The organism is Brevibacterium sediminis (assembly GCF_013623905.1).
In the GTDB taxonomy this organism is placed as follows: domain Bacteria; phylum Actinomycetota; class Actinomycetes; order Actinomycetales; family Brevibacteriaceae; genus Brevibacterium; species Brevibacterium sediminis.
Genome location: NZ_JABKDD010000001.1, coordinates 198,205 through 220,896 on the forward strand (window position 1 = coordinate 198,205; position 22,692 = coordinate 220,896).

The 22,692-nt window shown below is 66.6% G+C and carries 18 protein-coding genes; 10 read left to right on the top strand and 8 right to left on the bottom strand.

All coding sequences use genetic code 11. The annotated features are described in order from the left end of the window. Positions 1 to 20: 20 nt before the first annotated feature. Positions 21 to 1,148, bottom strand: coding sequence for a coenzyme F420-0:L-glutamate ligase (locus tag HK108_RS00865; RefSeq protein WP_139470278.1), 1,128 nt, complete (start codon positions 1,146 to 1,148; stop codon positions 21 to 23). A 349-nt stretch (positions 1,149 to 1,497) separates the two neighbouring features. On the opposite strand from HK108_RS00865, the gene HK108_RS19035 reads away from it, so the two are divergent. The 3 genes from HK108_RS19035 to HK108_RS00880 are packed head-to-tail and all read left to right on the top strand — an operon-like array spanning position 1,498 to position 6,490. Continuing rightward, on the top strand, positions 1,498 to 1,938 hold the full coding sequence (locus HK108_RS19035) for a WhiB family transcriptional regulator (protein ID WP_276330045.1): 441 nt from the start codon (positions 1,498 to 1,500) through the stop codon (positions 1,936 to 1,938). Further along, complete coding sequence (locus HK108_RS00875) at positions 1,935 to 5,036, top strand: glycosyltransferase family protein (RefSeq protein WP_181270374.1); 3,102 nt, start codon at positions 1,935 to 1,937, stop codon at positions 5,034 to 5,036. Before HK108_RS19035 ends, HK108_RS00875 begins: the two co-directional genes overlap by 4 nt. Beyond that, positions 5,033 to 6,490, top strand: coding sequence for a DUF5719 family protein (locus tag HK108_RS00880; RefSeq protein WP_139470282.1), 1,458 nt, complete (start codon positions 5,033 to 5,035; stop codon positions 6,488 to 6,490). The genes HK108_RS00875 and HK108_RS00880 overlap by 4 nt, the downstream gene beginning before the upstream one ends. A gap of 37 nt (positions 6,491 to 6,527) precedes the next feature. Here the strand turns inward: HK108_RS00880 and HK108_RS00885 are convergent, their stop codons facing one another. After that, the gene (locus HK108_RS00885; RefSeq protein WP_139470284.1) at positions 6,528 to 6,890 is read right to left on the bottom strand and encodes a metallopeptidase family protein; all 363 of its coding nucleotides are present in this window, start codon (positions 6,888 to 6,890) and stop codon (positions 6,528 to 6,530) included. An 88-nt stretch (positions 6,891 to 6,978) separates the two neighbouring features. Between HK108_RS00885 and HK108_RS00890 the strand changes: the two genes are divergently transcribed. From HK108_RS00890 to ahcY, 3 genes are all read left to right on the top strand, one after another. Further along, positions 6,979 to 7,335, top strand: a complete 357-nt coding sequence (locus HK108_RS00890) for a DUF3499 domain-containing protein (protein WP_139470312.1) — start codon at positions 6,979 to 6,981, stop codon at positions 7,333 to 7,335. Further along, entirely contained in the window at positions 7,332 to 8,816 is a 1,485-nt protein-coding gene (locus HK108_RS00895; RefSeq protein WP_181270375.1) for a phosphohexomutase domain-containing protein, read from the top strand. Before HK108_RS00890 ends, HK108_RS00895 begins: the two co-directional genes overlap by 4 nt. A 171-nt stretch (positions 8,817 to 8,987) precedes the next feature. After that, complete coding sequence (gene ahcY, locus HK108_RS00900; protein WP_181270376.1) at positions 8,988 to 10,448, top strand: adenosylhomocysteinase; 1,461 nt, start codon at positions 8,988 to 8,990, stop codon at positions 10,446 to 10,448. 120 nt (positions 10,449 to 10,568) lie between these two features. Here ahcY and HK108_RS00905 read toward each other — a convergent pair whose 3' ends face one another. Beyond that, complete coding sequence (locus HK108_RS00905) at positions 10,569 to 11,393, bottom strand: RDD family protein (protein ID WP_229663889.1); 825 nt, start codon at positions 11,391 to 11,393, stop codon at positions 10,569 to 10,571. Between the two features lie 113 nt (positions 11,394 to 11,506). Here HK108_RS00905 and HK108_RS00910 point away from each other — a divergent pair, with 113 nt between their 5' ends. Then, positions 11,507 to 12,505 carry a stage II sporulation protein M gene (locus HK108_RS00910; protein ID WP_181270377.1) on the top strand — a complete coding sequence of 333 codons (999 nt, stop codon included), beginning with the start codon at positions 11,507 to 11,509 and terminating at the stop codon, positions 12,503 to 12,505. Between the two features lie 41 nt (positions 12,506 to 12,546). Here the strand turns inward: HK108_RS00910 and HK108_RS00915 are convergent, their stop codons facing one another. From HK108_RS00915 to HK108_RS00935, 5 genes are read right to left on the bottom strand one after another with little or no spacing between them, the layout of a single operon-like run. Further along, positions 12,547 to 13,833, bottom strand: a complete 1,287-nt coding sequence (locus HK108_RS00915; RefSeq protein WP_181270378.1) for a DUF58 domain-containing protein — start codon at positions 13,831 to 13,833, stop codon at positions 12,547 to 12,549. Beyond that, a complete protein-coding gene (locus tag HK108_RS00920; protein ID WP_139470294.1) occupies positions 13,834 to 14,919 on the bottom strand; it encodes an AAA family ATPase in 1,086 nt (361 codons plus the stop codon). Beyond that, the gene (locus HK108_RS00925; protein WP_172168862.1) at positions 14,916 to 16,175 is read right to left on the bottom strand and encodes a DUF4350 domain-containing protein; all 1,260 of its coding nucleotides are present in this window, start codon (positions 16,173 to 16,175) and stop codon (positions 14,916 to 14,918) included. Before HK108_RS00925 ends, HK108_RS00920 begins: the two co-directional genes overlap by 4 nt. Further along, on the bottom strand, positions 16,172 to 16,900 hold the full coding sequence (locus HK108_RS00930; protein WP_219922121.1) for a DUF4129 domain-containing protein: 729 nt from the start codon (positions 16,898 to 16,900) through the stop codon (positions 16,172 to 16,174). The genes HK108_RS00925 and HK108_RS00930 overlap by 4 nt, the downstream gene beginning before the upstream one ends. Next, the gene (locus tag HK108_RS00935; protein WP_139907477.1) at positions 16,897 to 17,946 is read right to left on the bottom strand and encodes a DUF7847 domain-containing protein; all 1,050 of its coding nucleotides are present in this window, start codon (positions 17,944 to 17,946) and stop codon (positions 16,897 to 16,899) included. The genes HK108_RS00930 and HK108_RS00935 overlap by 4 nt, the downstream gene beginning before the upstream one ends. 343 nt (positions 17,947 to 18,289) lie before the next feature. Between HK108_RS00935 and mtrA the strand changes: the two genes are divergently transcribed. The 3 genes from mtrA to HK108_RS00950 are packed head-to-tail and all read left to right on the top strand — an operon-like array spanning position 18,290 to position 22,637. After that, a complete protein-coding gene (mtrA, locus tag HK108_RS00940) occupies positions 18,290 to 18,970 on the top strand; it encodes an MtrAB system response regulator MtrA (RefSeq protein ID WP_062861422.1) in 681 nt (226 codons plus the stop codon). After that, a complete protein-coding gene (gene mtrB / locus HK108_RS00945) occupies positions 18,967 to 20,910 on the top strand; it encodes an MtrAB system histidine kinase MtrB (RefSeq protein ID WP_181270379.1) in 1,944 nt (647 codons plus the stop codon). The genes mtrA and mtrB overlap by 4 nt, the downstream gene beginning before the upstream one ends. Further along, positions 20,907 to 22,637 carry an LpqB family beta-propeller domain-containing protein gene (locus HK108_RS00950; protein WP_229663890.1) on the top strand — a complete coding sequence of 577 codons (1,731 nt, stop codon included), beginning with the start codon at positions 20,907 to 20,909 and terminating at the stop codon, positions 22,635 to 22,637. Before mtrB ends, HK108_RS00950 begins: the two co-directional genes overlap by 4 nt. Positions 22,638 to 22,692 lie beyond the last annotated feature (55 nt).

The following is a 22,692-nucleotide window of genomic DNA, read 5'->3' on the forward strand; positions in this document are numbered from 1 at the left end:
AATGCAGCCTGTCGGGAGGGTCAGTGAACGATGAGGCCGATGTCGATCGTCACCCCGCGGGGGAAGGCCCCGAGCTCACCATCGACCCAGTGATAGCGCGTGGAGGCGCTGAGATCCTCGGCGAAGAGGGCTGTATGGAGGCGTTCGACGAGAGATCCGAGCCCGACCATCGCCTCGAGCAGGGGCGGGCCGCCCGATTGGGCGGTCGCCGGCGAGTCAGAGGGGCTGAGCGTGATCCGCGATCCCGACCCCTCGATCCGCATCCGCCACGCCGCATGGCCGGGAGTCCGCGACTGCCCGGCGCGGACGACGCGGATCGCTCGAGACACCCTTTCGAGGATGTCGTCGCTGTCGTCGCCGGCAGGGGCGCTGCCGGGCAGGTCGGTGACTCCCAGACCGCGCTGAATGGCTTCGACATGGCCGTGTCGGAACCAGTCCTCGCCGAGGTCGCGGGAGAGCGCACGGGCGCCTTCGTCGCCGTTGTCGAGGTATCCGCCGGCTCCGCGGACCAACGCCATGGGCAGTCCGCGGGAGGAGCCCTTGACCAAGTCGGCTGCCGCTGCGATCTCATCGGCGATCGCGCGCACGGTCACCGTCTGGACGCGCCCGTCGTCGTCGGGGCGACCGCGCTGGTCGTCGAGGCCGGAGAACCCGGACAGGCCGATGGCGATATCGCCGACCCCGACCCGCCACGGCCGTGAGCTCGTATCCGAGATGACCAGACCGATGCGCACCTCGAAGGCCTGTTCGACCCGTCGGCGCAGGCCGTCGGCGGACCGGTCGCTGTCGAGTGGGTGGAGGATGACGGCACCGCCGGAGTTCGACTGGTCGAGGCCCGCTGCGGCCTGGACGGTGCCTGCCGGGGTGCGCACGATCTGGACGGTGGTGCCGGAGCGATAGGAGCGTTCAGCGACCAAGTGGGTGCCGGTCTCCGCGACGAGTTCCTCGAACTCGGCGCGATCTGAGACCGTGCGCAGGCGTCCCTCGGCCTTGGAGACGACTTTCGAGGCGACGACGAGGATATCGCCGTCCTTGAGGTCGATGCGGTTGCGCCGGAGGGCGTTGATGAGGATCGCGGAGAGGTCGGAGCCCGACGCGATCTCTTCCTCGACGGGAGGCGCGTAGACGGTGAGCAGACGGTCATTCATGCCGGGCCACCGGTGATTCCACTCTCATCTCTCCATAATCCCATTGTGGGTGCCCACTTTCTAAATTCTCCAGGTTTGCTCAGGCGAATCCCACAGGTTGTGCCTTATGACTGGGCCGTGACCTATATATGGGGTTACGGGCGCGTGTGCATGTGAACGCATGTTCGAATAGCGTCTCACGGGGTGTCTCGATACTCCATAAGGGCTTGACGGGGCGGTAATGACACGCGTGTAATTTATACCTAAGGGGAACGCGCCGAGCAGGGATCCTTCAGGATTCGACCGTACATCGGACTGATCGCCTCAGTCACGGTACTGGACCTGCTCGAGCGTGAGAAAGGGGAAAACCGTGCAAAGTGCACAGAGAGAATGGCGGGAGAGAGAAGACTTCACCGCCGCACCGGGAGTCACCTCCCGCCGTGCCGAAGACTGGTTCATCGAACCGGGAGCACGTACACCCGAGACGCTGCCGGATCCGCTGGCCGTCGATCCGAGTGATCTGACGCCGCTGCCGCCGGACAACTCCGCCGTCTCTCCGCTGTCCCTGCTGCTGGGAGCCGCAGACGACGGCGAACTGTCCTGGCAGGACCAGGCCCTCTGCGCTCAGACCGACCCCGAGGCGTTCTTCCCGGAGAAGGGCGGATCGACTCGTGAAGCCAAGCGGGTCTGCGCCTCCTGCGACGTCCGTTCCGAATGCCTCGAATATGCGCTCGCCAACGATGAGCGCTTCGGCATCTGGGGCGGAATGTCCGAACGCGAACGCCGCCGGCTCAAGAAAAAGGTCGTGTGAGGCAAGCCGTCACCATCGTCGTCGTCTCCGGCGACGATGCCAGCAAGGTCGAGCTCGAAACAGCTCTGCGTCCGCACTACCCCGAGATCCCCGTGGTGGATCTCGGGGGGCGGACGGTCCGCGAAGCCGGTGAGATGCCGGAGATCGCGGAATCGGATTTCCTGTGGTTCCTCACCCCTGACTCCCGTCCCGAACCAGACTGCCTCGATGAGCTGCTCGACGCCATCGGGGAGACGGAATCCATCGCCGCCGTCGGACCGAAGCTCATATGCTCCGGGCGCATCGTCTCCGCCGGAGTGAGCACCACCTCGGCGGGGGAGCGCTTCAACCCCGTCGGCTCCGGGGAGATCGACCAGGGGCAGCGCGACAGTCAGATCGAAACACTGGGTCTCGACCTGCCGGGCCTGCTCATGGCCACCACCGAACTCGAGCGCATCGGGGCACCGTCCCGAGTTCTCGGCCCCGCCTATTCCGGTCTCGAATACTCCCGTCGTCTGCGCGACCTCGGCGCCCGCGTGCTGCTGGCCCCGCGAGCGCGGATGGAGATCTCCGCTGCGTCCGCTGCCCGACTCGGCTCCTCGCCCCACCCACCGAGGTCGAAGACTCAGATCCGGACTGAGCAGCGCTACCGCCTCAGCCTCGCCGGTCAGGGGCTGGTCTCACTGTTCTGCTTTCTGGCGCTCGGCCACCTCGGCCGCATCGTCGGCGGGCTGCTGTCGAACAACTTCCGACCTGCCGGGTGGCACTTCGGTGCGCTCATCGGTCTTCTCGCGGATGTGTCGACGACCGCCCCGCTGAGACGCGCCAACGCCCGTCGCAACCGTGTGGCCAGACGATCGAACACCGGACATGTCGCCGCGCTCTACGCCGATGACGAAGAACTCGCCGTCCAACGCCGGACGATGAGCGGTGAGAGCGATGACTCTCGCCCGGCCGAGGTTCCCACCGGCGGTCCCGATACCGATGCCGAACTCAACCCGGTCGGCGACACCGAAGAGGCCATCGACTCCTTCTCACGTCTGGAGATCTCCGGCGGTTCCAGTCTGCTGCGGGCACCCCTGACCTATGTGATCCTCGCCGCCGTGGTGATGAGCGGGGTCATCAGCTTCCGACTCTTCGGCCCCGGCCACCTCGCCGGCGGCGCCCTGGGTTCGACCGACATCGGCTTCGGCGAGATCGTCGACCGTCTCCTCGGGCGTCACCTCGACGTTTCGACCGGTGCGGCGGTGCCGGCCGACCCCTACCACCTCGTCCTCGGCGTGCTCTCCCTCCTCTTCTTCGGCCATGTCGATGTCATGGTCCGCTCCCTGCTGCTGGCCGCGCCGATCCTGGCTGCCATCACCGCGTACGCGGGCGCGGGGAGTGTGCGGGCGCGGCGGTGGGTGCGCGGCTTCGCCGCACTGCTGTGGATCGCGTCTCCGCTGTTCACGGCCGCGCTGTCGGACGGCCGCCTCGGTGTGATCCTCGTCTGGATCTGTGCACCGCTGGCGGTGCTGACTCTGCGCCGCAGCCTGACGACCGGATCGATCGCCGCGGCAGCCGGCACCGGCCTGCTGCTGTTCGTCATCACCGCAGGCATTCCACTGCTCCTGCTGGTCACGGTCCTCGGCACCGCGGTGCTTCTGGTGGCAGGTCGCGGTCTGCGCCATCTGTGGCTGCTCGCCCCGACCGTGTTCCTGGGCTGGGCGTGGCTGTGGGCCGTCGTCCGCGAGCCGGGAACTCTTCTCACGATGCCCGGGCAGACCACGGCCACCGAGTCCGCCCCGACCTATCTGCTCGCCGTCGGGTTCCCCGCTCCGCTCGACATGTCCTGGCTGACGAAGCTGATCTCAGATCTCGGCTTCGGCGGGGTCTCTGCCGGCACCCTCGAGCTCTGGGCTCCGGTCCTGATGCTGCCGATGCTCATCCTGGCCTTCTTCACCCTCATCGAGGCCCGGCTCGAACTCTCTCGCCTGACCTGGGCGGTCGGACTCTACGTCGGCGGTCTCATCCTCGCCGCGATCCAGGTGCATCTGCCCGCGGAGACGGGACCGTTCCACCTCATCGCCTCATACCCCGCAGCGGGACTGACCCTGGTCAGCCTGGGATCGATCCTGCTGCTGTCCCTCGGCGCCGACCGCACCGTCGGTCGCCGCCCCGGGCGCAGCCGAGACACCGGTTCGTCCTCTGCGAAGAGTTCGGCCAAGGGAGCCTCCGCGGCATCCGGCCGGCTGCCGATGCGCGGCCTTGTCGGACTCGTGACCGTAGCGGCCATCGGGCTCATCGCCATCGGCGCCGGACGGGCCACATCCTCGCCCGAAGCGGTCACCGCAACCTCAGACAGCAACGTCCCCGCACTGGCCTCTGACCGCGCCGCGGGGGAGACCCAAGCGCGCACCCTCCGCCTGGACAATGTCGACGGAGAAGTTCTGGCCACCCTCATCGCCTCCGCCGACGGCACGGTGCTGGGCACATCGACGGTGACCTCGGCAGAAACCGTGGGAGGGTGGCCGTGGCAGCGCCGCCCGCTGCCGATCACCCCCGACCAGGTGCTCGTGGCTCAGGCCGCGTCCGCGCTCTCGGCCGATGACTCCGGTGACCTCGGCAGCATCCTCGGTGAACTCGGAGTCGATTTCGTCCTCGTCGGCCCCGATGCCGGCAGCCTGACCAACTCGGTATCCGTCTCCGAGGGCCTCCTGCCGGTCGGACCGACCTCGTCCGGACAGCTGTGGCGCGTCGACAAACCCTACAGCGGCCGATTCCTCATCCGCGACGCCGAAGGGAAGGTGTCAACGGCGGCAATGAAAGGCACCACCGCAACGGTGCCGGCCGGTCAGGAGGGGCGCACCTTGACCATCGCCGATGCAGCGCACGGCATCACCGCAAGCATCGACGGTGAGCCGCTGCCGCAGCCGAAGCCCGGCGAAGAGGCGTGGGCAAGCGAATTCGACCTCCCCGCAGCCGGGGGAACGGTCGAGATCTCGCTGAACTCACCGCTCTACCCGATCGGCGTCATCGTCGGATGGGTGCTCGGACTGCTCAGCCTCATCGTCGCCATCCCCTTCGGCCGGGCGGGGAATGTGACGCGGAAGCCCGGCCGTGAGGAGCAGAAGGCATGAAGCACCAGCGCAGCATCGTGACCTTCGCGGCCATTGCCGTGCCCGGGGTGCTCGTGGCCATGACCTCGTTCCTCACCCCGCTGACCCCCGGCACGCTGGACCGCAGTCCGGAACAGGTGCGCATGCCCACCGCGGATACCCGCGTCGTCTGTCCCGGCCCCCTGCTCACAGCCGGAGAAGCCGAAGGCACCGATGCCGAATTCGTCGACGACTCGAAGGTCTCAACCCGTGTCGTCTCCGCCTCCGCACCGATCGGAGCCGCAGACGGTTCGACCTCCTCGGCTCGTCTCCAGGTCGCCGATCTCGGCGGTTCGATCGACTTCGACAATCCCTCCGGCCAGGGTTTCGTCTCCGGAGACGACAGCATCGACTCGACGAAGCTCGTCACCGGTTTCGCCCGCCCCGGGGCTCCGGCCCTGACGACCGGCCTCGAAACCGTCGAAGGCAGCTCCGGTGACCTCACGGGCCTCGCCACCCTCACCTGCGCCCAGGCATCGAGCAGCTTCCGGATCGTCGCCGGATCCGGAGCCACCGGCTCGAACTCGCAGCTGCTGCTGAGCAACCCGGGAGACGTTCCCGTCCAGGCGAAGGTTGCCCTCATGACCCCGGGCGGCGAATCCGCCGAACCGACCGAACTGAGCATCAAGGCCGGTCAGCAGCGTGCCGTCCCGCTGGGTGGTCTGGCTGGAGGGGCAGAGGCTCTTGCCGTCGACGTCACCGTCGACGGTGGAGTCCTGGCCGGTTCCGTCCAGGAGACCGTCCTCGACGGACTCAAGCCGCAGGGCATCGACCTCGCGGCCGGTGGGGCAGGAGCCGATCGCCAGCAGGTGCTCACCGGGCTCAGCGGCAAAGATGTGCGAGTCCGGGTCGCGAACCCGAGCGGTGACCTCGCCGAGGTGTCCCTGAAGGCGTACGGGCCGGACGGAGAGATCGACATTCCCCGTTCCTCGATGACCGTCGTCGGTCGCGGGGTCGCCGAGGCCGACCTCGGGGATCTCGACGCCACGAGTCTCGTCGTCGAATCCTCTCAGCGCGTCCAGGCCGGAGCCTTCATCGGCAAAGACGGTGGGAAGGGAGCCGCCGACTTCGGCAGCATCCCGTCGACCGACTCCCTCGCCGAGACCCAGATTCTGGCGCTTCCTCGCACCGGTGAGTCCTCCCTGAACCTCTCTCCCGGTCAGGGACATGTGCAGGTGCAGGGAATGCTCGACGACGGAACGCTTACCGATCCTCAATCGATCGACCTCAACCCGACGGGAACGACCGTGCTCAATCCGAGCGACGTCTCCGAGGAGTCGGTGCGCGCACTCGTCCTCAAGGGATCCCAAGCCTCGGGCTCACAGTCCGATGGGGTGCATGCGACCCTCGTCGTGACCACCGAGGACGGAATCTCCACGGTCGTCCCGGCGCCTGCCCCGGCAGGCGTGGCCTACCGGGATATCCGGCTCGGCTGAGGTCTCACGAACCAGGTTCCTGCGGTGACTGCGGATCTCAGGTGCGACGGAGGATATCGACCTGGTCCGCCACCACCTCGGCGATGAGTCCATCCCGGGCCTCAGCACCGGCATGATCTTCGATCACCCGTCGATAGAGGACGATATGGGTGGGACGGTCCCCGGCCGCCGGGAACACACGGCCGAAGCTCGGTTCGGTCGAACTCGCCGGCGGCACGGAATCGACGGCCAGCACCACCTCGGCGAGGAGAACGGGTTCGTGCCTGCGCATGCGGGCGAATTCGGCGGCCGCGACCTTCGCAAAACTCTCCGCCCGACTCAGCCGCGCGGGCACCTCGGCCCGGTGCAGCGGAGACCGCAGACCCCGCCCATGTCGGTCGCGATGTCGCCTTGGTCTCATAGCACTTCATTCTACGGGCGGCGCCGCCGTGCCTGAGCGAATCGGCGGGGCGCGGCGTGTAGAGTGTGGGACTGTGTCAGCCGTGAGAATGTGTTCAAAAGTCAGCTGTTCGCGCCCCGCCGCCGCCACCATGACGTACGTGCACGCCGATGCGACCGTCGTCATCGGACCTCTGGGCAGGCGCGCCGAACCGGGCGCTCATGACCTGTGCGCCGAACATGCGGCGAAGCTGACCCCGCCCGTGGATTGGCAGCTCATCCGGATCGACTCCGGGCAGGCCCCGCCCGAACGCAGCCATGACGACCTGCTGGCGATCGCCGACGCCGTCCGCGAAGCCGCCGATCGTGCCGATCAGACCCCGGCCCGGACCGCACCGGGACCGGCCGACGATCCGGCCGCCTCGGGACGTCGACACGGTCACCTGCGCATCATCGGCGACTCATGAGCCACCGAGAGCCGAGCTCGACCCGAATCGAACCCGCACAGCAGATCCTGATCGACTCCGAACTCGGACAGGCCCGGACGGCCGCCCTCGACGCCGCCGTCGGAGCCTATGACATCCGCGGTCGGATTCCCGACCAGCTCGACGACGACATCCTGTTCGCCCTCGGTTGGGCCACGGCCCGAGCCATGGCAGAGATCCACACCGCCACCGAGGTGGTCATCGGCCACGATATGCGCCCGAGCTCTCCCGGATTCGCCCACTCCTTCGCCGCAGGAGTCGACGCTGCCGGCTCGACAGCCGTCCTGCTCGGCCTGTGCTCGACCGATCAGCTCTACTTCGCCTCGGGCATCTTCGATCTGCCCGGAGCCATGATCACGGCCAGCCACAATCCCGCCGACTACAACGGAATCAAGATCTGCGGACCCCGCGCCGCCGGAGTCAGCCTGGCCTCCGGACTCTCCCGAGTCAGAGAACTCGCGATCACTGCACCGCAGACCGACGGCCGGACCATCGCCGAAGACGAGACTGCCGCATCCCGGATGCGGGAACAGTACGCGGCACGGATCCGCGAACTCACCCACGTCGATAAGGTCACGGGACTGTCGATCGTGCTCGACGCGGGAAACGGAATGGCCGGGCGCCTCCTCGGGGAGGTCTTCGGCACGGACGCGGGAGCCGCCTCGGTGCCCTTCGACGTCATCGGCCTCTTCACCGAGCTCGACGGGACCTTCCCCAACCACGAGGCGAACCCGCTCAAACCCGAGAACCTCGTCGACGCGGCACGCGCTGTCGTCGACAACGGCGTCGATCTCGGGCTCGTCTTCGACGGGGACGCCGACCGCTGCTTCTTCATCGACGAGACCGGCGCGACGATGTCGGCCTCGGCCGTCGGCGCACTCGTCGCCGAACGCGAGATCGCACGGGCCCGGGCACTCGGCGACGACCGACCCACCGTCATCCACAATCTCATCACCTCCCGCAGCGTGGCCGAGACGATCACCGCCGCCGGGGGACACGCACTGCGGTCGAAGGTCGGCCATTCGGGAATCAAGACGCTCATGCGCGAAACCGGAGCCGTCTTCGCCTGCGAGCACTCCGCGCACTTCTACTTCGACGAGTTCTTCGGGGCGGATTCGGGAATGCTCGCCGCCTGTCATCTCATCGCCGCCCTCGCCGAATCACGCGCCCCCGCCTCCCGTCTGGTTGCCGACTATGACCGGTTCGTGCAGTCGGGGGAGATCAACTTCACCGTCGCCGACCCCGACGCTGTGCTCGCCGACTTCGCCGCACATGCCGGAGACTTCCCAGAGAACACCGTCGACGACCTCGACGGAATCGGCCTGCAGGGTGCGGACTGGTGGGTGAACCTGCGCAAGTCCAATACCGAACCCCTCGTCCGACTCAACGTCGAAGCCGCCGATTCGGCGCAGGTGGACGCGCTCACCCGCCGGGTCACGGACTTCGTCAACGCTCACGCCTGAAGCCGGATCGACGGCAGCCGGTCCTCTGCTTCCGTTTCTCGGAATTAGGGCAGTCAGGATATGACCGCTTGCTGACGGTCTTCGCTGTCCGCAGAACGAGCATGACGCGACAAGCCGCCTGCCCGGCAATAGACTCGAAGCCGATCAGACAGCCCGCCGTATGGAGGTACCGTGCTCGATTCCACTGACTTCAAGGTCGCCGATCTCAGCTTGGCCGAGGCCGGCCGACACCAGATCCGTCTCGCCGAAAGGGAGATGCCGGGCCTCATGGCGCTGCGTGAGGAATACGCCTCGACGGCACCGCTGGCCGGGGCCCGCATCGCCGGCAGCCTGCACATGACCGTGCAGACCGCTGTCCTCATCGAGACCCTCGTCGCACTCGGTGCAGACGTCCGGTGGGCCAGCTGCAATATCTTCTCCACGCAGGACGAGGCCGCAGCGGCCGTCGTCGTCGGCTCCGGCACTCCCGAGGCCCCGGCCGGCGTCCCCGTCTTCGCATGGAAGGGTGAAACCCTCGAAGAGTACTGGTGGGCCGCGGACAAGATCTTCGACTTCGCGGATGGACCGAACCTCATCCTCGACGACGGCGGCGACGCCACCATGTACGTGCTCAAGGGCACCGAATTCGAAGCCGCCGGGGGAGTGCCCACCGCCGGCGCCGAGGACTCGGAGGAGTTCAAGGTCCTGCTCAAGCAGATCGCCACCTCCATCGAATCGGCCCCCGGACGCTTCGCCCGTCTGGCCGCCGGAATCAAGGGGGTGAGCGAGGAGACGACGACCGGAGTCAACCGCCTCTACCGCCTCGCCGAACAGGGGGCTCTGCCGTTCCCTGCCATCAACGTCAACGACTCGGTGACGAAGTCGAAGTTCGACAATCGCTACGGCATCCGCCATTCGCTGCCCGACGGGCTCAACCGCGCCACCGATGTCCTCATCGGCGGAAAGATCGCCGTCGTCATCGGCTACGGCGACGTCGGCAAGGGTGCCGCCGAAGCGCTGCGCGGACAGGGTGCGCGCGTCATAGTGACCGAGATCGATCCGATCTGTGCGCTGCAGGCCACGATGGACGGCTACCAGGTCGACCTCCTCGCTGAGGTGGCTCCCCAGGCCGACATCATCATCACCACGACCGGAAACACCCGGGTCCTCGACGTCGACGTGCTGCAGACGCTCAAACCCGGCGCAATCGTCGGCAACGTCGGTCACTTCGACGAGGAGATCGATCTGGCAGGGCTGTCCCGCCTGCCCGGAGTGGAGAAGATCGAGATCAAACCGCAGGTCCACGAGTGGAGCGTGCCCGTGCCCGCCGAGGCGGGACTCGGTCGCGACCGCACGGACTTCCTCGTCCTCTCCGAAGGGCGCCTGCTCAACCTGGGCAACGCCACCGGTCATCCGTCGTTCGTGATGAGTGCGTCATTCAGCAATCAGGTGCTCGCCCAGATCGAGCTGTGGCACGCCCACGATGACTACGGCAACTCGGTGCATCGGCTGGCGAAGGAACTCGACGAGAAGGTGGCACGCCTCCATCTGCCGGCGCTCGGGGCGAAGCTGTCTGAACTGAGCAAGGAACAGGCCGAGTACATCGGCGTCGACGTGGCAGGACCGTTCAAACCCGAGCACTACCGGTACTGATCGAGCACTGCCGGTTCGGTCCGGCGGCGGAGCGGGCGAACCCGGTCGCAGTCCGGGACCGCTCCGTCGACCGAGAGCAGTCGAGCCGCGGTGTCAGCGGCGGACAGTCAGACTGCGTCGTCAGCGGCGGGTGAGGCTGAGGCCGTGGGGGAGCGTCTCGACTCCGGACCGGAAAGCGTTCGCACGGTCGCTCCGACGGCGCTGTTTCTCGACTTCGGCGATGCGCTGCCGATGGATGACTGCGGACAGGAACTGTTCGGGAAACGTTCCCTCCGGCGGGGCCGGAGCCACATAGGGATTGAGCTCGGTGGCGAGCTCGATCGCTCGCTGCCACCTCGACTCCGCACCGAGCTGGGGCGCCATGGCGAGGAACGCGACGATGCGCCGATGCAGACCATCGGGGATCGCTGTCACGTCTGTGCGGTTCAGCCATTCGTGCAGATGAGGGGCCACATGGGTGTGCATGGGCGGCAGAGGTCGGCTGCGTTCGCTGACGGCAATGGTCCCGGCCAGATAGTCGCCGAGGCGTTTGGCCTGCGGTGAGAGCAGACCGGACAGAGCCGCGATGCCGCCGCCGCTGGACACGATCTCGAACGGCCACAGCAGAGCGCGGATGAAGGAATGGCGCAGCCGCACCGCACCGCCGTCGTCGCGAACAACGCGCAGCCCGAGGATGAGCTTGCCCAGCGAACGACCGTGACTGAGCACTTCGACGAGCATCGGCAGCAGCACGAACACGAAGATCGTCATCACGGTCATGAGTGAGCCGAGAAGCAGTCCGTTGAGATCGAGCACCTTGAGCATGAGCCAGAACATGGCGATGAGCAGACCGACATTCACCAGCGAATAGACGATGTAGTCGATGAGACAGCTCAATGCCCGCGCCGCGAGAGCGGCCGGTTGGACGTTGAGTTCGACGGCTTCACCGGTGATCAGAGTACTCACCCGACCATCGTGTCATACTGCCGCGTTCCGAGGCGGTCGTTTCGCCGAGAGCTTGCCGTGTGCCTCTCTCTGCGTCGGAGGTGCCGAGGCGTCGTCTCCGATAGGGTGGAGGGATGGATCCGAACCTGCTGGCCCAGCTGCACGGCGATGACTGGCTGGAGCTCTCGGCATTGGCGAAGAAGAACACGCTGACACCCGAGCAGACGACCCGCTTCCTCGAGCTCTACCGGACCGCGTCGAAGGATCTGTCGCGGATCACGACGGTGGCTCCCGACTCTCTCGAAGCCGCTCGGCTCTCGGCGATCGTCCACCGCTCCCGCAATCATCTCTCGTCCGTGCCCAGCGGAGGACTGTCCGGGCTCGGACGGTTCTTCGTCATCAGTCTGCCGTTGTCGCTGTACCGGCTGCGATGGGACTTCGTCATCGTGGCCGCCGGATTCCTCGCCGTCGCCGTCCTGTCGGGCATCTGGGCGGGATCGCATCCGGAAGTGCTCGAGACCTTCGGGGATCGAGAGTTCCGACGGCAGTTCGCCGAACATGATTTCGTCGACTACTACAAAGAGAACCCGAACGGCTTCTTCGCCGTCGGCGTGTGGACGAACAACGCGTGGATCGCCGTTCAGTTCGTCCTCCTCGGCATCACGGGCGGCTATGTCATCGTCGGACTGTTCTCGAATGCCGTCAACGTCGGCTTCTCCGGAGCGATGATGTTCGAGTTCGACCGGGCCTCCGACTTCTTCCTCTACATCCTGCCCCACGGGATCCCGGAGATCAGCTGCATCATCCTCGCCGCTGCTGCGGGACTGCGTCTCTTCTTCGCCTGGGTGGTGCCGGGCCCCAGGCTGCGTCGTGACAAGCTCGCCTCCGAGGCTCGGTCGCTGCTCATCGTCGCCGGCGGTCTCGTGCTTCTGCTGTTCGGTTCGGGGCTCATCGAGGGCTTCGTGACCCCGAACCCGATTCCGCCGGCCGTCAAGATCGCCATCGGAGTGGCCTACACCGCGGCTGTCGTCGTCTACGCGTGGTACTTCGGCAAGCGCGCCGCCGCAGCCGGACTCAGCGCCGATCTCGACGAGCATCAGGCCGGATACTCGGTCATCTCCACCGACCGCTGATCAGATTGTCGCTGACAGTTCGCCGCTGAGCGGGGTCGCGGTCACAGCCCGCCGGAGACCTTGAGCCGAATGTAGAGATCGGCCAACGCTCCGGGAAGCTTCTCCGGCAGAGCCTGGACGGAGGAGATGCCGAGTCCGCGCAGCCGAGACTGCAGCGACGCCGTCGCGAGCATCTCGGCCTCGGCGGCCGCCGCCGTATATACGTCGTCGGCGTCGCCGCGCCGGGCAGCCAGGTCCGCAAGTGCGGGATCTTCGACTCCGGCGACGACGACCAGGTGGTGTGCCGTGAGAGTCGGCAACACTGGCAGGACGTCCTCGGCGATGGTCGCCTCATCGAGCTGAGTGACCAAGACGACGAGCGCCTGCTGCCGGGAGGTCTGCAGAACCGCAGCGGCGATCGACTCCCAGTTCGCCTCGTAGAGCTCCGGGTACACAGGCGTCAGCGCCACCGACAGTTCATGGACCGGATCATGAGCCCGATGGCTCGACGCGACTGCCCGCACCCGGGCATCGGCGACGATGACATCGACCCGATCGCCGGCACCCGTGGCCAGAGCCGTCAACAGCAGCGACGCCTCGAGCGCGGCGTCGAAGACCGTTCCCTCGCCACAGCGACGGGCGGCGAACCGGGAAGAATCGACGACGATGACGACGCGACGATCCTTCTCCGGCCGCCAGGTCTTGACCACGAGGTTCTGCGCGCGGGCGCTGGCCCGCCAGTCGATCGACCGGACATCGTCACCGTCGACATAGTCGCGCAGCGAATCGAATTCCGTGCCCATCCCGCGGATCATCACCGCCGACCGTCCCTCGAGCTCCCGCAGCTTCTGCGTCTTCGACGGCAGCTCACGCCGGGACACGAAAGGAGGCAGAACACGCACAGAGGCGGGAACATCGATGCTCTTCTGCCGCTGGACGAGCCCGAGCATGCTGCGACTGCGCACGGTCACCAGATCGCCGGGCAGCGCGCCTCGTCGAGTCGGCTCCAGCTCGGTGATCACCTCTGTCTGCTCACCCGGTTCCAGCACGTGACGAGAACGAGTCTCGACCGCCCCGGCACTCGGTGCCCAGGCGTCGCGGACGTGGAGGCGCAGCCGGCGGCTGGTCCCATTGATGATAGTCAGCGTGCTGTGGGTGCTGTCGCCGAGGCGGACCATCGGTCCCGGTGTGCGCTGGACTTCCAACCCGTGGATCCGGGGGACGAAGAAGAAATCGAGAACCGCTGCCAGGACGATCACCCCGGCCACGATCATGGCCGTCGGCCATGAGGGCACCAGCATGATCGGCACGAGACCGAGAAAGGTGAGCAGGAACAGTCGGGTGGTCATTCAGCGGGGCACTTCGGTCGTGGCGATGATCGAATCGAGGACCTGACCGACGTCCAGACCGTCCATCTGCGCCTCGGGGCGCAGGATGACCCGGTGCGACAGAGACATATGGGCCAGAGCTTTGACGTCATCGGGGGTGACATAGTGCCGACCGCTCAGCCACGCATGAGCGCGGGCGGCTCCGAGCATCCTCGTCGCTCCGCGAGGTGAGACGCCCAAGGCCAGGGACGGGGTCTGGCGGGTGGCTCGGGCGAGGTCGACGATATAGGTGATGATCTGTGGGGCGATGTAGATCTTGGCGATGGCTTCGCGGGCCCGGCCGATGAGTTCGGCATCGGCGACCGGACGCAGACCTGCCGCGGCCAGGGACCCGGCGTCGAAGCCCCGGGCATGGCGGTCGAGGATCTCGAATTCGTGATCCCGCTCGGGCAGGTCGAGGACGAGCTTGAAGAGGAACCGGTCGAGCTGAGCCTCCGGGAGCGGATAGGTGCCTTCGTATTCGACGGGGTTCTGGGTGGCTGCGACGAGGAACGGTTCAGGCAGCTTGCGTGAGCGTCCACCGACGGACACCTGATGCTCCTCCATCGCTTCGAGGAGGGCCGACTGGGTCTTCGGCGGGGTGCGGTTGATCTCATCGGCGATGAGGATGTTCGTGAAAACCGGGCCGGGACGGAATGAGAAGTCCGAGGCGGAAGCATCGTAGACCAGCGAACCGGTGACATCGCTGGGCATGAGGTCGGGAGTGAACTGCACACGCGAGCTGTCCAGGCTGACCGCGGCGGCGAAGCTGCGCACGAGCAGAGTCTTCGCCACTCCGGGAACCCCTTCGAGAAGCACGTGACCCTGGCACAGCAGTGCGATGAGCATTCCCGTCACTGCCTGGTCCTGGCCGACGACGGCCTTGGCGATCTCGGTGCGCACACCGGTGAACGCCTCCCTGAGCGGGTCCGGCTCAGCCTGCGGAGCCTGCGCGCTGTCCGCAGCAGGGGTCTGCGGCACGACCGGCTCCTGGGGCCGAGGTGCGGCCGGAGGCTGAGAGGCGACCGGTTCCTGAGAATTCGTAGGGCCCTGGGGCGGCTGAGTCATGGGATCTCACTTTCGATCTGGGTGAGCTGATGGACGAGTTCGGTGAGTTCGGCGTCGGTGTGAGCCGACGCGGAGACGAAGACATAGTGGAGACGGCCCGGATCGGCCCCGGTGACGGTCGCGATGTGAGCGATGATGTCGGGTGTGCGGGCATCGGGGCTGAGACCGAGTCGTTTGGCGATGCGCAGCAGGGCTCCGGCCCGGAGCGTGTGCAGCGCCCCGTCGCGATCGTGGCTGCGCGAGCTCAGGGCTGCCCGACCGTGCACGGTCTCCACGGCAGGCACGATGACCGGCAGACGTTCGAGAGCCAGCGGCCCGAACCGGCGCCCGATGACGAGCAGCAGGACGAGGAGGCAGGGGACCAGCCACAGGACTCCTGCGAGGAACCAGCCGGGCACGAAATCGATCGTCGACGGAGGCGACTGCCCCTGTCCCGAACCGTCGAAGGTCGGATAGTAGACGACGAGGTTCTGCGTCTGGGACAGCTGCGAGAGCACAAGAGAGGCATTGCCCTCTTCGTCGATGTTCTCATTGGTCACCCAGTCGGGGCTGCCGAGCACGGTCAGCGGAACGGAACCGCCCGAATCGGTGAGGAACTGTCCGCGCGCAGACCCTGGAGCCACCTCGGTGCCGTCGATCTCGGCGACCCCCGGGCCGGTGAACGGGTAGCAGGCGGTGATCCCCTCGGTGCCCTTCTCCGTCTCCGCGTATTCGACCTCGCCGGTGGACACGGCACCGGCACTGCGGGCGATCGGTGAATCGCAGGACGGTGCGGACGTGGCCTCCGGATCGGCCAACGGGCCGAGGTTGTCGTTGACCGTGATCCGGTCGGTGAACTCCGACACCGTCGGACCGGGATCGACGAGGACGAGCCGGTTGCCGTGGGTGCGCAGAGCGTACTCGAGGCCGGCGATGTCCCCGGGGGACAGAGCCGCGGTGTTCGCGGGAATGAGCAGGGTGGTGTCGGGTCGGGCGGCGGCCGAGCGGGCCTGCTCCTGATCCTCGGTGGTGGTGACATCGACGTCATGGTCACGCAGGGTCTCGACGAGGGCCTTCGTGCCGGTGCGCTCCGTCGAGTCATAGTGCAGGGGCTCTGCGGACTCCTCGTCGCCGGTCAGCAGCACGAGCACGATCACGGTGACGAGGATGACGAAGGCCGCGACGATCCATACCGCAGCCGACCGCAGCCGAGCGCGCAGCGGAACCCGCGAGGTCGACCGGGTGCCGCGGGCGGCGACATCCAACTGTGCGCTCATACAGCTGCCTCCCGGCGGACCGGCAGTGCGCTCAGCGTCCGGTCGAGTGCGCACAGATCCGCATAGACCTCGCCGAGGCTGCGGTCGGCACGTGTCTTCGCCTCGGTCGCCTCCCCGTAGCGGAGGTCGTTGAAGACTTCGGCCACCCCGTGGACGGCGGATCCGTGCTCGGGCAGGGCCGCCTCGGCGGAACGGGCGATCTCACTCGCTGTGGCCGAGGACTCGAGCGAGACGATCTGCTTGACGGACAGGATCGCGAAGATCGCTCGGGATTCGTCGATGACCGCGGTCTCGAAGTCCCCGGCCTGCGCGGCCCGGGCCGCGCTCTCGCGCCACGGGCCCGGTTCGGGCTGGGAGACCACGGGATCGAATGCGGACAGCGGGACGCCGACACGGCGGAATCCGGCCCGACGCACGCGCCAGACGATGAAGGCGACGATCGCGGCGAGGCCGAGGACGACGACGATGAGCAGCCACGGGGAGTTCGCGCCCAGGGCGGCATGGACGAGCGAATCCCACAGGGAGGACAGCCACCGGCCGATCCGTTCCAAGGGGGTGAGATCGTTGGCGGCGTATTCCGGTTTCGAGAGTTCGTGCTCTACCCATTCGCGGCCGGTGTCCCGGTCGATATTCGCCGAGGCGGCGCGAAGCTGTGCCGCGCCCGGCTGGGAGGACGCGGCGGTGTGGAGGTGGCGGGCCGCCTCGGTGATGGGGGAGAGGATCATCGGTCCTCCTCGGCGCGGATGAGGACGAGGTCGAGCCCCTCCGAGCGCATCTGCTGATCGAAGAAGCAGACCGTGACCAGGCAGGCGAAATAGGCGAAGAGGACGGCGGAGGAGATGAGCGTGAGTGCGAGCAGCAGACCCACGGAGACGATGGCGATGGCCGCCTGCGCCGTCGTCGACTCGGTTGTCGTCGTCATGCCGACGCCCAGGAGCACCGAGATGATGAAGACGATCGGGGTGATGATGAGTTGGACGAGCTGATTGGACAGGAAATAACCGAGCGCCAGCTGGCCGAGCATTCGCCAGAAGCCGCGCCCGGTCAGTTTCCAAGACCGGCGGATTCCGGCACGGACGCTCAGGTCCTCGACCGCGATCGCCGAACCCAGGAACGCCAGGCGCAGGTTGACCCAGATGAGCGCGACGAACCACAGCAGGGCGGCCAATGCGGCCCAGACGAAGGCGAGGATCGCCGAATCGGCGCCGAGGAACAGCAGCGTCGGGGCGGTGAGGGCCAGCAGCAGGCCGAGGTTGATTCCACTCATCAGCAGTGTGGCCAGGATGAGGCGCAGGCGGCGACCGGACAGGGACTTCCACGCCATCGACAGAGTGGTCCTGCGGGCGCCGAAGGAGGCGCGGGTTCCGGTGGCGATGATGCCGGAGAGCAGATGGGCCAAACCGAGGCTGAGCAGGCTGAGTGCCACCGAACCCAGCTGGGCCAGGGCGATGAAACCGGAGGCGGCATCCTCATTGCCGCTGAGGTCGTTGAAGAACGGCAGGAACTGCACTGCGATGAGGGCACCGATCGCGGCGAGCAGCAGGCTCCAGAGGGAGAAGACGATGAGAGAGGAGCCGATGGACAGAGTCGGGACGAAACGCAGCAGGCGGAATCCCGAATCCAGCGCCTCGATGAAAGTCAGCGGACGTTTGGGCAGGAGCCCGCGTGGGGGAGGCGGCTGCCATCCGCGCGAGGGCGGGGACGGCGAACGCCGCTGCCAGCGGCCGGTGTGCCAGTCGACCTCCGAGGTCCATGCATTCGTCTGTCCCATCACGCCAATCCTGCCATGATTCGCCGGCAAGTGCCGAGAGGCCTCCCTGTCGGATTCGGTGCGCGTCGGCCGTGTCGATCCCGGCCGTCGGGGGACGGCCCGGGGACGGTTCGGGGTTGGTCTGAGGGGCGATCGGGAAAGGCGATCGGGAGGGAGGTCGGGCGGCCGTTCCGACGGTCGGCCTCGGGGAGTGAATGGCCCGCTGCAGGGGGCCGTGCGGCGCGGCAGCTGAACCGTCGGTCTCCGCTGTCGGCGGATCCGGTGCATGAGGCAGTCGACAACGCCCGATAGGCTAGGAGTGTCGGGAACCGAAGAACACGCGAACATAAGGGACAATGGGAGCATGAACGCTCGAATCCTCGTAGTTGATGATGACACGGCTTTGGCCGAAATGATCGGAATTGTGCTCAAAAGCGAAGGCTTCGAGCCCTTCTTCTGCGCCACCGGAGACCAAGCCTTCGAAGAATTCCAGAAGGTCAATCCGGACCTCGTGCTCCTCGACCTCATGCTGCCCGGCAAGGACGGACTCGAAGTCTGCCGGGAGATCCGTGAGATCTCCTCGGTGCCGATCATCATGCTCACGGCGAAGTCCGACACCGTCGATGTCGTCCTCGGCCTCGAATCCGGTGCCGACGACTATGTGCCGAAGCCATTCAAGCCCAAGGAGCTCATCGCCCGTGTCCGCGCTCGGCTGCGGATCTCCGAACCGCAGGCTCCCGAGCTGCTGACCGTCGGCGACGTCGTCGTCGACGTCGCCGGCCACACGGTGACCAAGGGCGGATCACCGGTGTCGCTGACCCCTCTCGAGTTCGACCTCCTTGTCGCCCTGGCTCGCAAGCCGTGGCAGGTGTTCTCCCGCGAGACCCTGCTCGAAGAGGTGTGGGGCTATCGTCATGCCGCCGACACCCGACTGGTCAATGTCCATGTGCAGCGTCTGCGGTCGAAGATCGAACGCGATCCGGAGAAGCCGGATATCATCGTCACCGTCCGCGGCGTCGGCTATAAGGCCGGCCGAGCCGCGTGACTTCCGAGTCAGCCGCGGACGGACCCGTTCGCACCGCGGCCTCGGCGCTGAAGACGTTCTGGAACTTCATCCTCCGATCGTTCAGCCACTCCCTGCAGGTCCGCATCGTCGTGCTCACGATCGTGCTCACTTCGGTGGCGATCTTCGGCGTCGGAACCTATATGTCCCAGCAGATCGCCCGCGGTCTCTTCGACACCCGCCTGGATTCCCTGTCCTCTCAGACTCGGTCGATCCTGGCCGAGCTGCGCTCCCTGGCACCCGTCGACGGGCAGGCGGTCACCCAGGACACGCTGAGTTCGCAGCTGTCCTCGATCTACAACCGTTCGGCCGGGTCGGTGTACTCGCTGACCCTGCAGCCGAAGGACCCGAACTCCTCCTTCTCGACGATCACCGCCGGTGGGTCGAATGAGGACGGTGAGGCCACGCAGGTGCCCGTCTCCGATGAACTCCGCGAGGCCATCCGCAAGGCGCCGACCGACGACAAGCTCTACCAGTCGGTGAGCTTGCCCGACGGGACCGGACCGGGTCTGCTCATCACCCAGGAGCTGCAGATCCCGGGCGCCGGCCAGTTCCAGCTCTACTACCTCGGCGACCTCAGCGAACAGCAGGACACGCTCAACTTCGTGCAGCGTTCGATGTTCGTCGCCGCCCTCGTCCTCGTCGTCCTCGTCGGTGCCGTCGCCTGGATCGTCACCCGACTCGTCGTCACACCGGTGCGCACCGGGGCCGAGGTGGCCCGGCTCATCGCCGATGGTGACCTCGACGAACGCATGCCCGTCCACGGCAACGATGAGATCGCCGTCCTCGGTGAGAGCTTCAACGATATGGCCGACACCCTCCAGCACCAGATCGAGCAGATGGAACGGCTGTCGGTGCTGCAGAGGCAGTTCGTCTCCGACGTCTCCCACGAACTGCGGACACCCCTGACGACGATCCGTGCCGCAGCGGACCTCATCTACGATTCCCGTGACGACCTCGACCCCGTCACCGCGCGCAGCGCGGAACTGCTCAACTCGCAGGCAGAACGGTTCGACAACCTGCTCTCCGACCTGCTGGAGATCTCCCGCTACGATGCCGGTGCCGCGGCGCTGGTGCCCAAGCCCGTCGATATCGGCGCGATCGTGACCTCGGTGATCGAGACCGTGTCGATGGTGGCCGAACAGATGGACACCGCCATCGTCGTCCACGCTCCTTCCTCACCGGTCATGGCCGAGGTCGACCGGGTGCGGATCACCCGGATCGTGCGCAACCTCGTCGTCAACGCCATCGAACACGGTGAGAACAACCCCGTCGACGTCTATGTCGCCTCCAACGCCGAGGCGGTGGCTGTGAGCGTGCGCGACCACGGAGTGGGCATGAACGAAGAGCAGGTCGAGCACGTCTTCGACCGGTTCTGGCGTGCCGATCCGGCACGCAAGCGCACCCTCGGCGGGTCGGGTCTGGGCTTGGCGATCTCACTCGAGGACGCGCACCTGCACAACGGCTGGCTGCAGGTCTGGGGCAAACTCGGCGAAGGATCGTGCTTCCGGCTGACGATTCCCCGGCGCCCCGATCAGGAGATCACCTCCTCACCTCTGCCTCTGCCGCCTCGCGATGCGCAGATCCGCGGTTCCGCGCTCGTGGCGGGACCGCTGTCCTCGGACGGCTCAGTCCGCATCCAGACCGGATCGATCCCGATCGTCGTCGAAACCGAGCCGGAGATGCTCGAAGATGACAACGAATCCGTCGCCGAGGCGGCCCCGCAGTCATCATCGCCGGAGACGACCACGACTTCCTTTGAGGCGGTCTCGGACGATGGGGCCGCCGCCGACGAGTTGGACAGCGCGGCTGCCGACGGCTCTGAGACAGGCACCGCCGAGACTGGGCCGCGGTCCACGGACGTCGGCGATCCGGACCTGGACGGTGACGGCATGGACGACGGAGAAGGAGGACGGTCATGATGCGCACGAAGCCCAGAGGGCTGCGAGTGAAGACCGTGTTGGTCTCCGTGTTCACCGCCTTGACCCTCGTCGGCTGCTCGTCGATCCCGACGTCATCGCCTGTCGGCCATATCGAAGACGACTCGGGCGATGCAGGTGCGAACAACGCGCGGATCCCCGACGGTCCCGAACCCGGGGACAGCCCATCGGACATCGTGCGCGGGTTCCTCCGTGCAGGAGCGGGCGCCGGCAACAACTTCTCCGTGGCCCGGTCATTCCTCACCGAGGGTGAGGCGCAGAAATGGAGCCCACAGGAATCGGTGTCGGTGCTGCCCAACGGCACAGATCTCGACTCCTTGAACGTCGGAACCACCTCCGACCAGAAGACGATGAGCATCTCGCCCCCGGTCGTCGGTCTCGTCGACTCCTCCGGAGTGTACAACTCCACCGAACCGGGCACTCGGTCCACGATGGAATTCTCGCTGCGGCAGGAGAACGGGGAGTGGAGGATCTCCTCGGCGCCGGACGGGCTTCTCATCAGCCAGACCGACTTCCAGACGATCTTCCTCAACTATTCGCTGCAGTTCTTCACCTCCGACTATTCGTATCTCGTCCCTGACTCCCGCTGGTTCCTCCGGTCTTCCTCGACCCCGACGGTGCTGATGAACGAGCTGCTCAGCGGACCCGCTCCCTACCTCTCGGGAGCGGTGATCACGTCGATTCCCGATGGTGCCAAGCTCAGCGATTCGGATTCGAACGTGGTGACGATCGAGAACGGCGTCGCCAATGTGGCCCTGGGACCGCAGAACCCGGCCCCGTCCGACCGCGAAAAGGGACTTATCCGTCAGCAGATCGCCACCACCCTGCAGGTCATTCCCTCGATCTCGGCAATCGATCTGAGCATCGGCGGGCAGACGGTTCCGGCCAGTCTGCAGCCGAAGACCGATACGTCGGTCCAGGTGGACGGGCCACCCGTGGTTCTCGCCGACGACCACCTCTCTCGGGTTTCGGGCACCACCGTGGCCAAGGTCGAGAACAGTCCGAATCTGAAGAAGGCGAAGGCGAGCGATCCCGCGGTGTCATTGGACGACTCTCTCTACGTCTATCTGGCCGACGACGGCAAGCAGCTCATGCGGTTGAAGTCCGACGCCGTCGACGCTACTCCGATCCTCAAGGGCAAGAAGCTCGTGCGCCCCAGCATCGATCGCTTCAACACGACATGGACGGGTGAGGCTGAGAACAAGGGCGAGCTCAAGGCCGTCGGTCGTGACGGCAAATCCTCCACCGTCGCCGCCGACTTCCTCAACGGTCGACAGCTCATCGATATCGAGGTCTCCCGAGACGGCACTCGTATCGCGCTGCTCAGTCGCCACAAAGGGGAACCGGATCGCGTCGATGTGGTCGGCATCCCCAGGGACAAGGCGGGCAATCCGGCCGGTCATGTCTCTGAAACGCCGATCGAAGTGGGTGCGAATTTCCACGAGATCAAGGATGTCTCATGGGCAGGGGCGACGTCTCTCGTGGCTCTGGCCGCAGGGGAAGGCGAATCAGCGCAGCCGTTCCGCATCGGAGTCACCGGCCCTGCTGAACAGCTCGGTGAGGTCTCGGACGGAAGCCGCATCGCCGGTGGAGTGGACGGACGCTCGATCCTGGTCACCGGTGCCGATGGCGCGCTGTACAGCTACAACTCGAACGCCTGGCAGAAACTCGTCGACGTCGAAGCGAAGGATCCCTCCTATCCCGGTTGACCCGCACAGCATTGCCTGTCCCCGCTGACCCACGGCGCCTTTCCCTTCCCGGCTG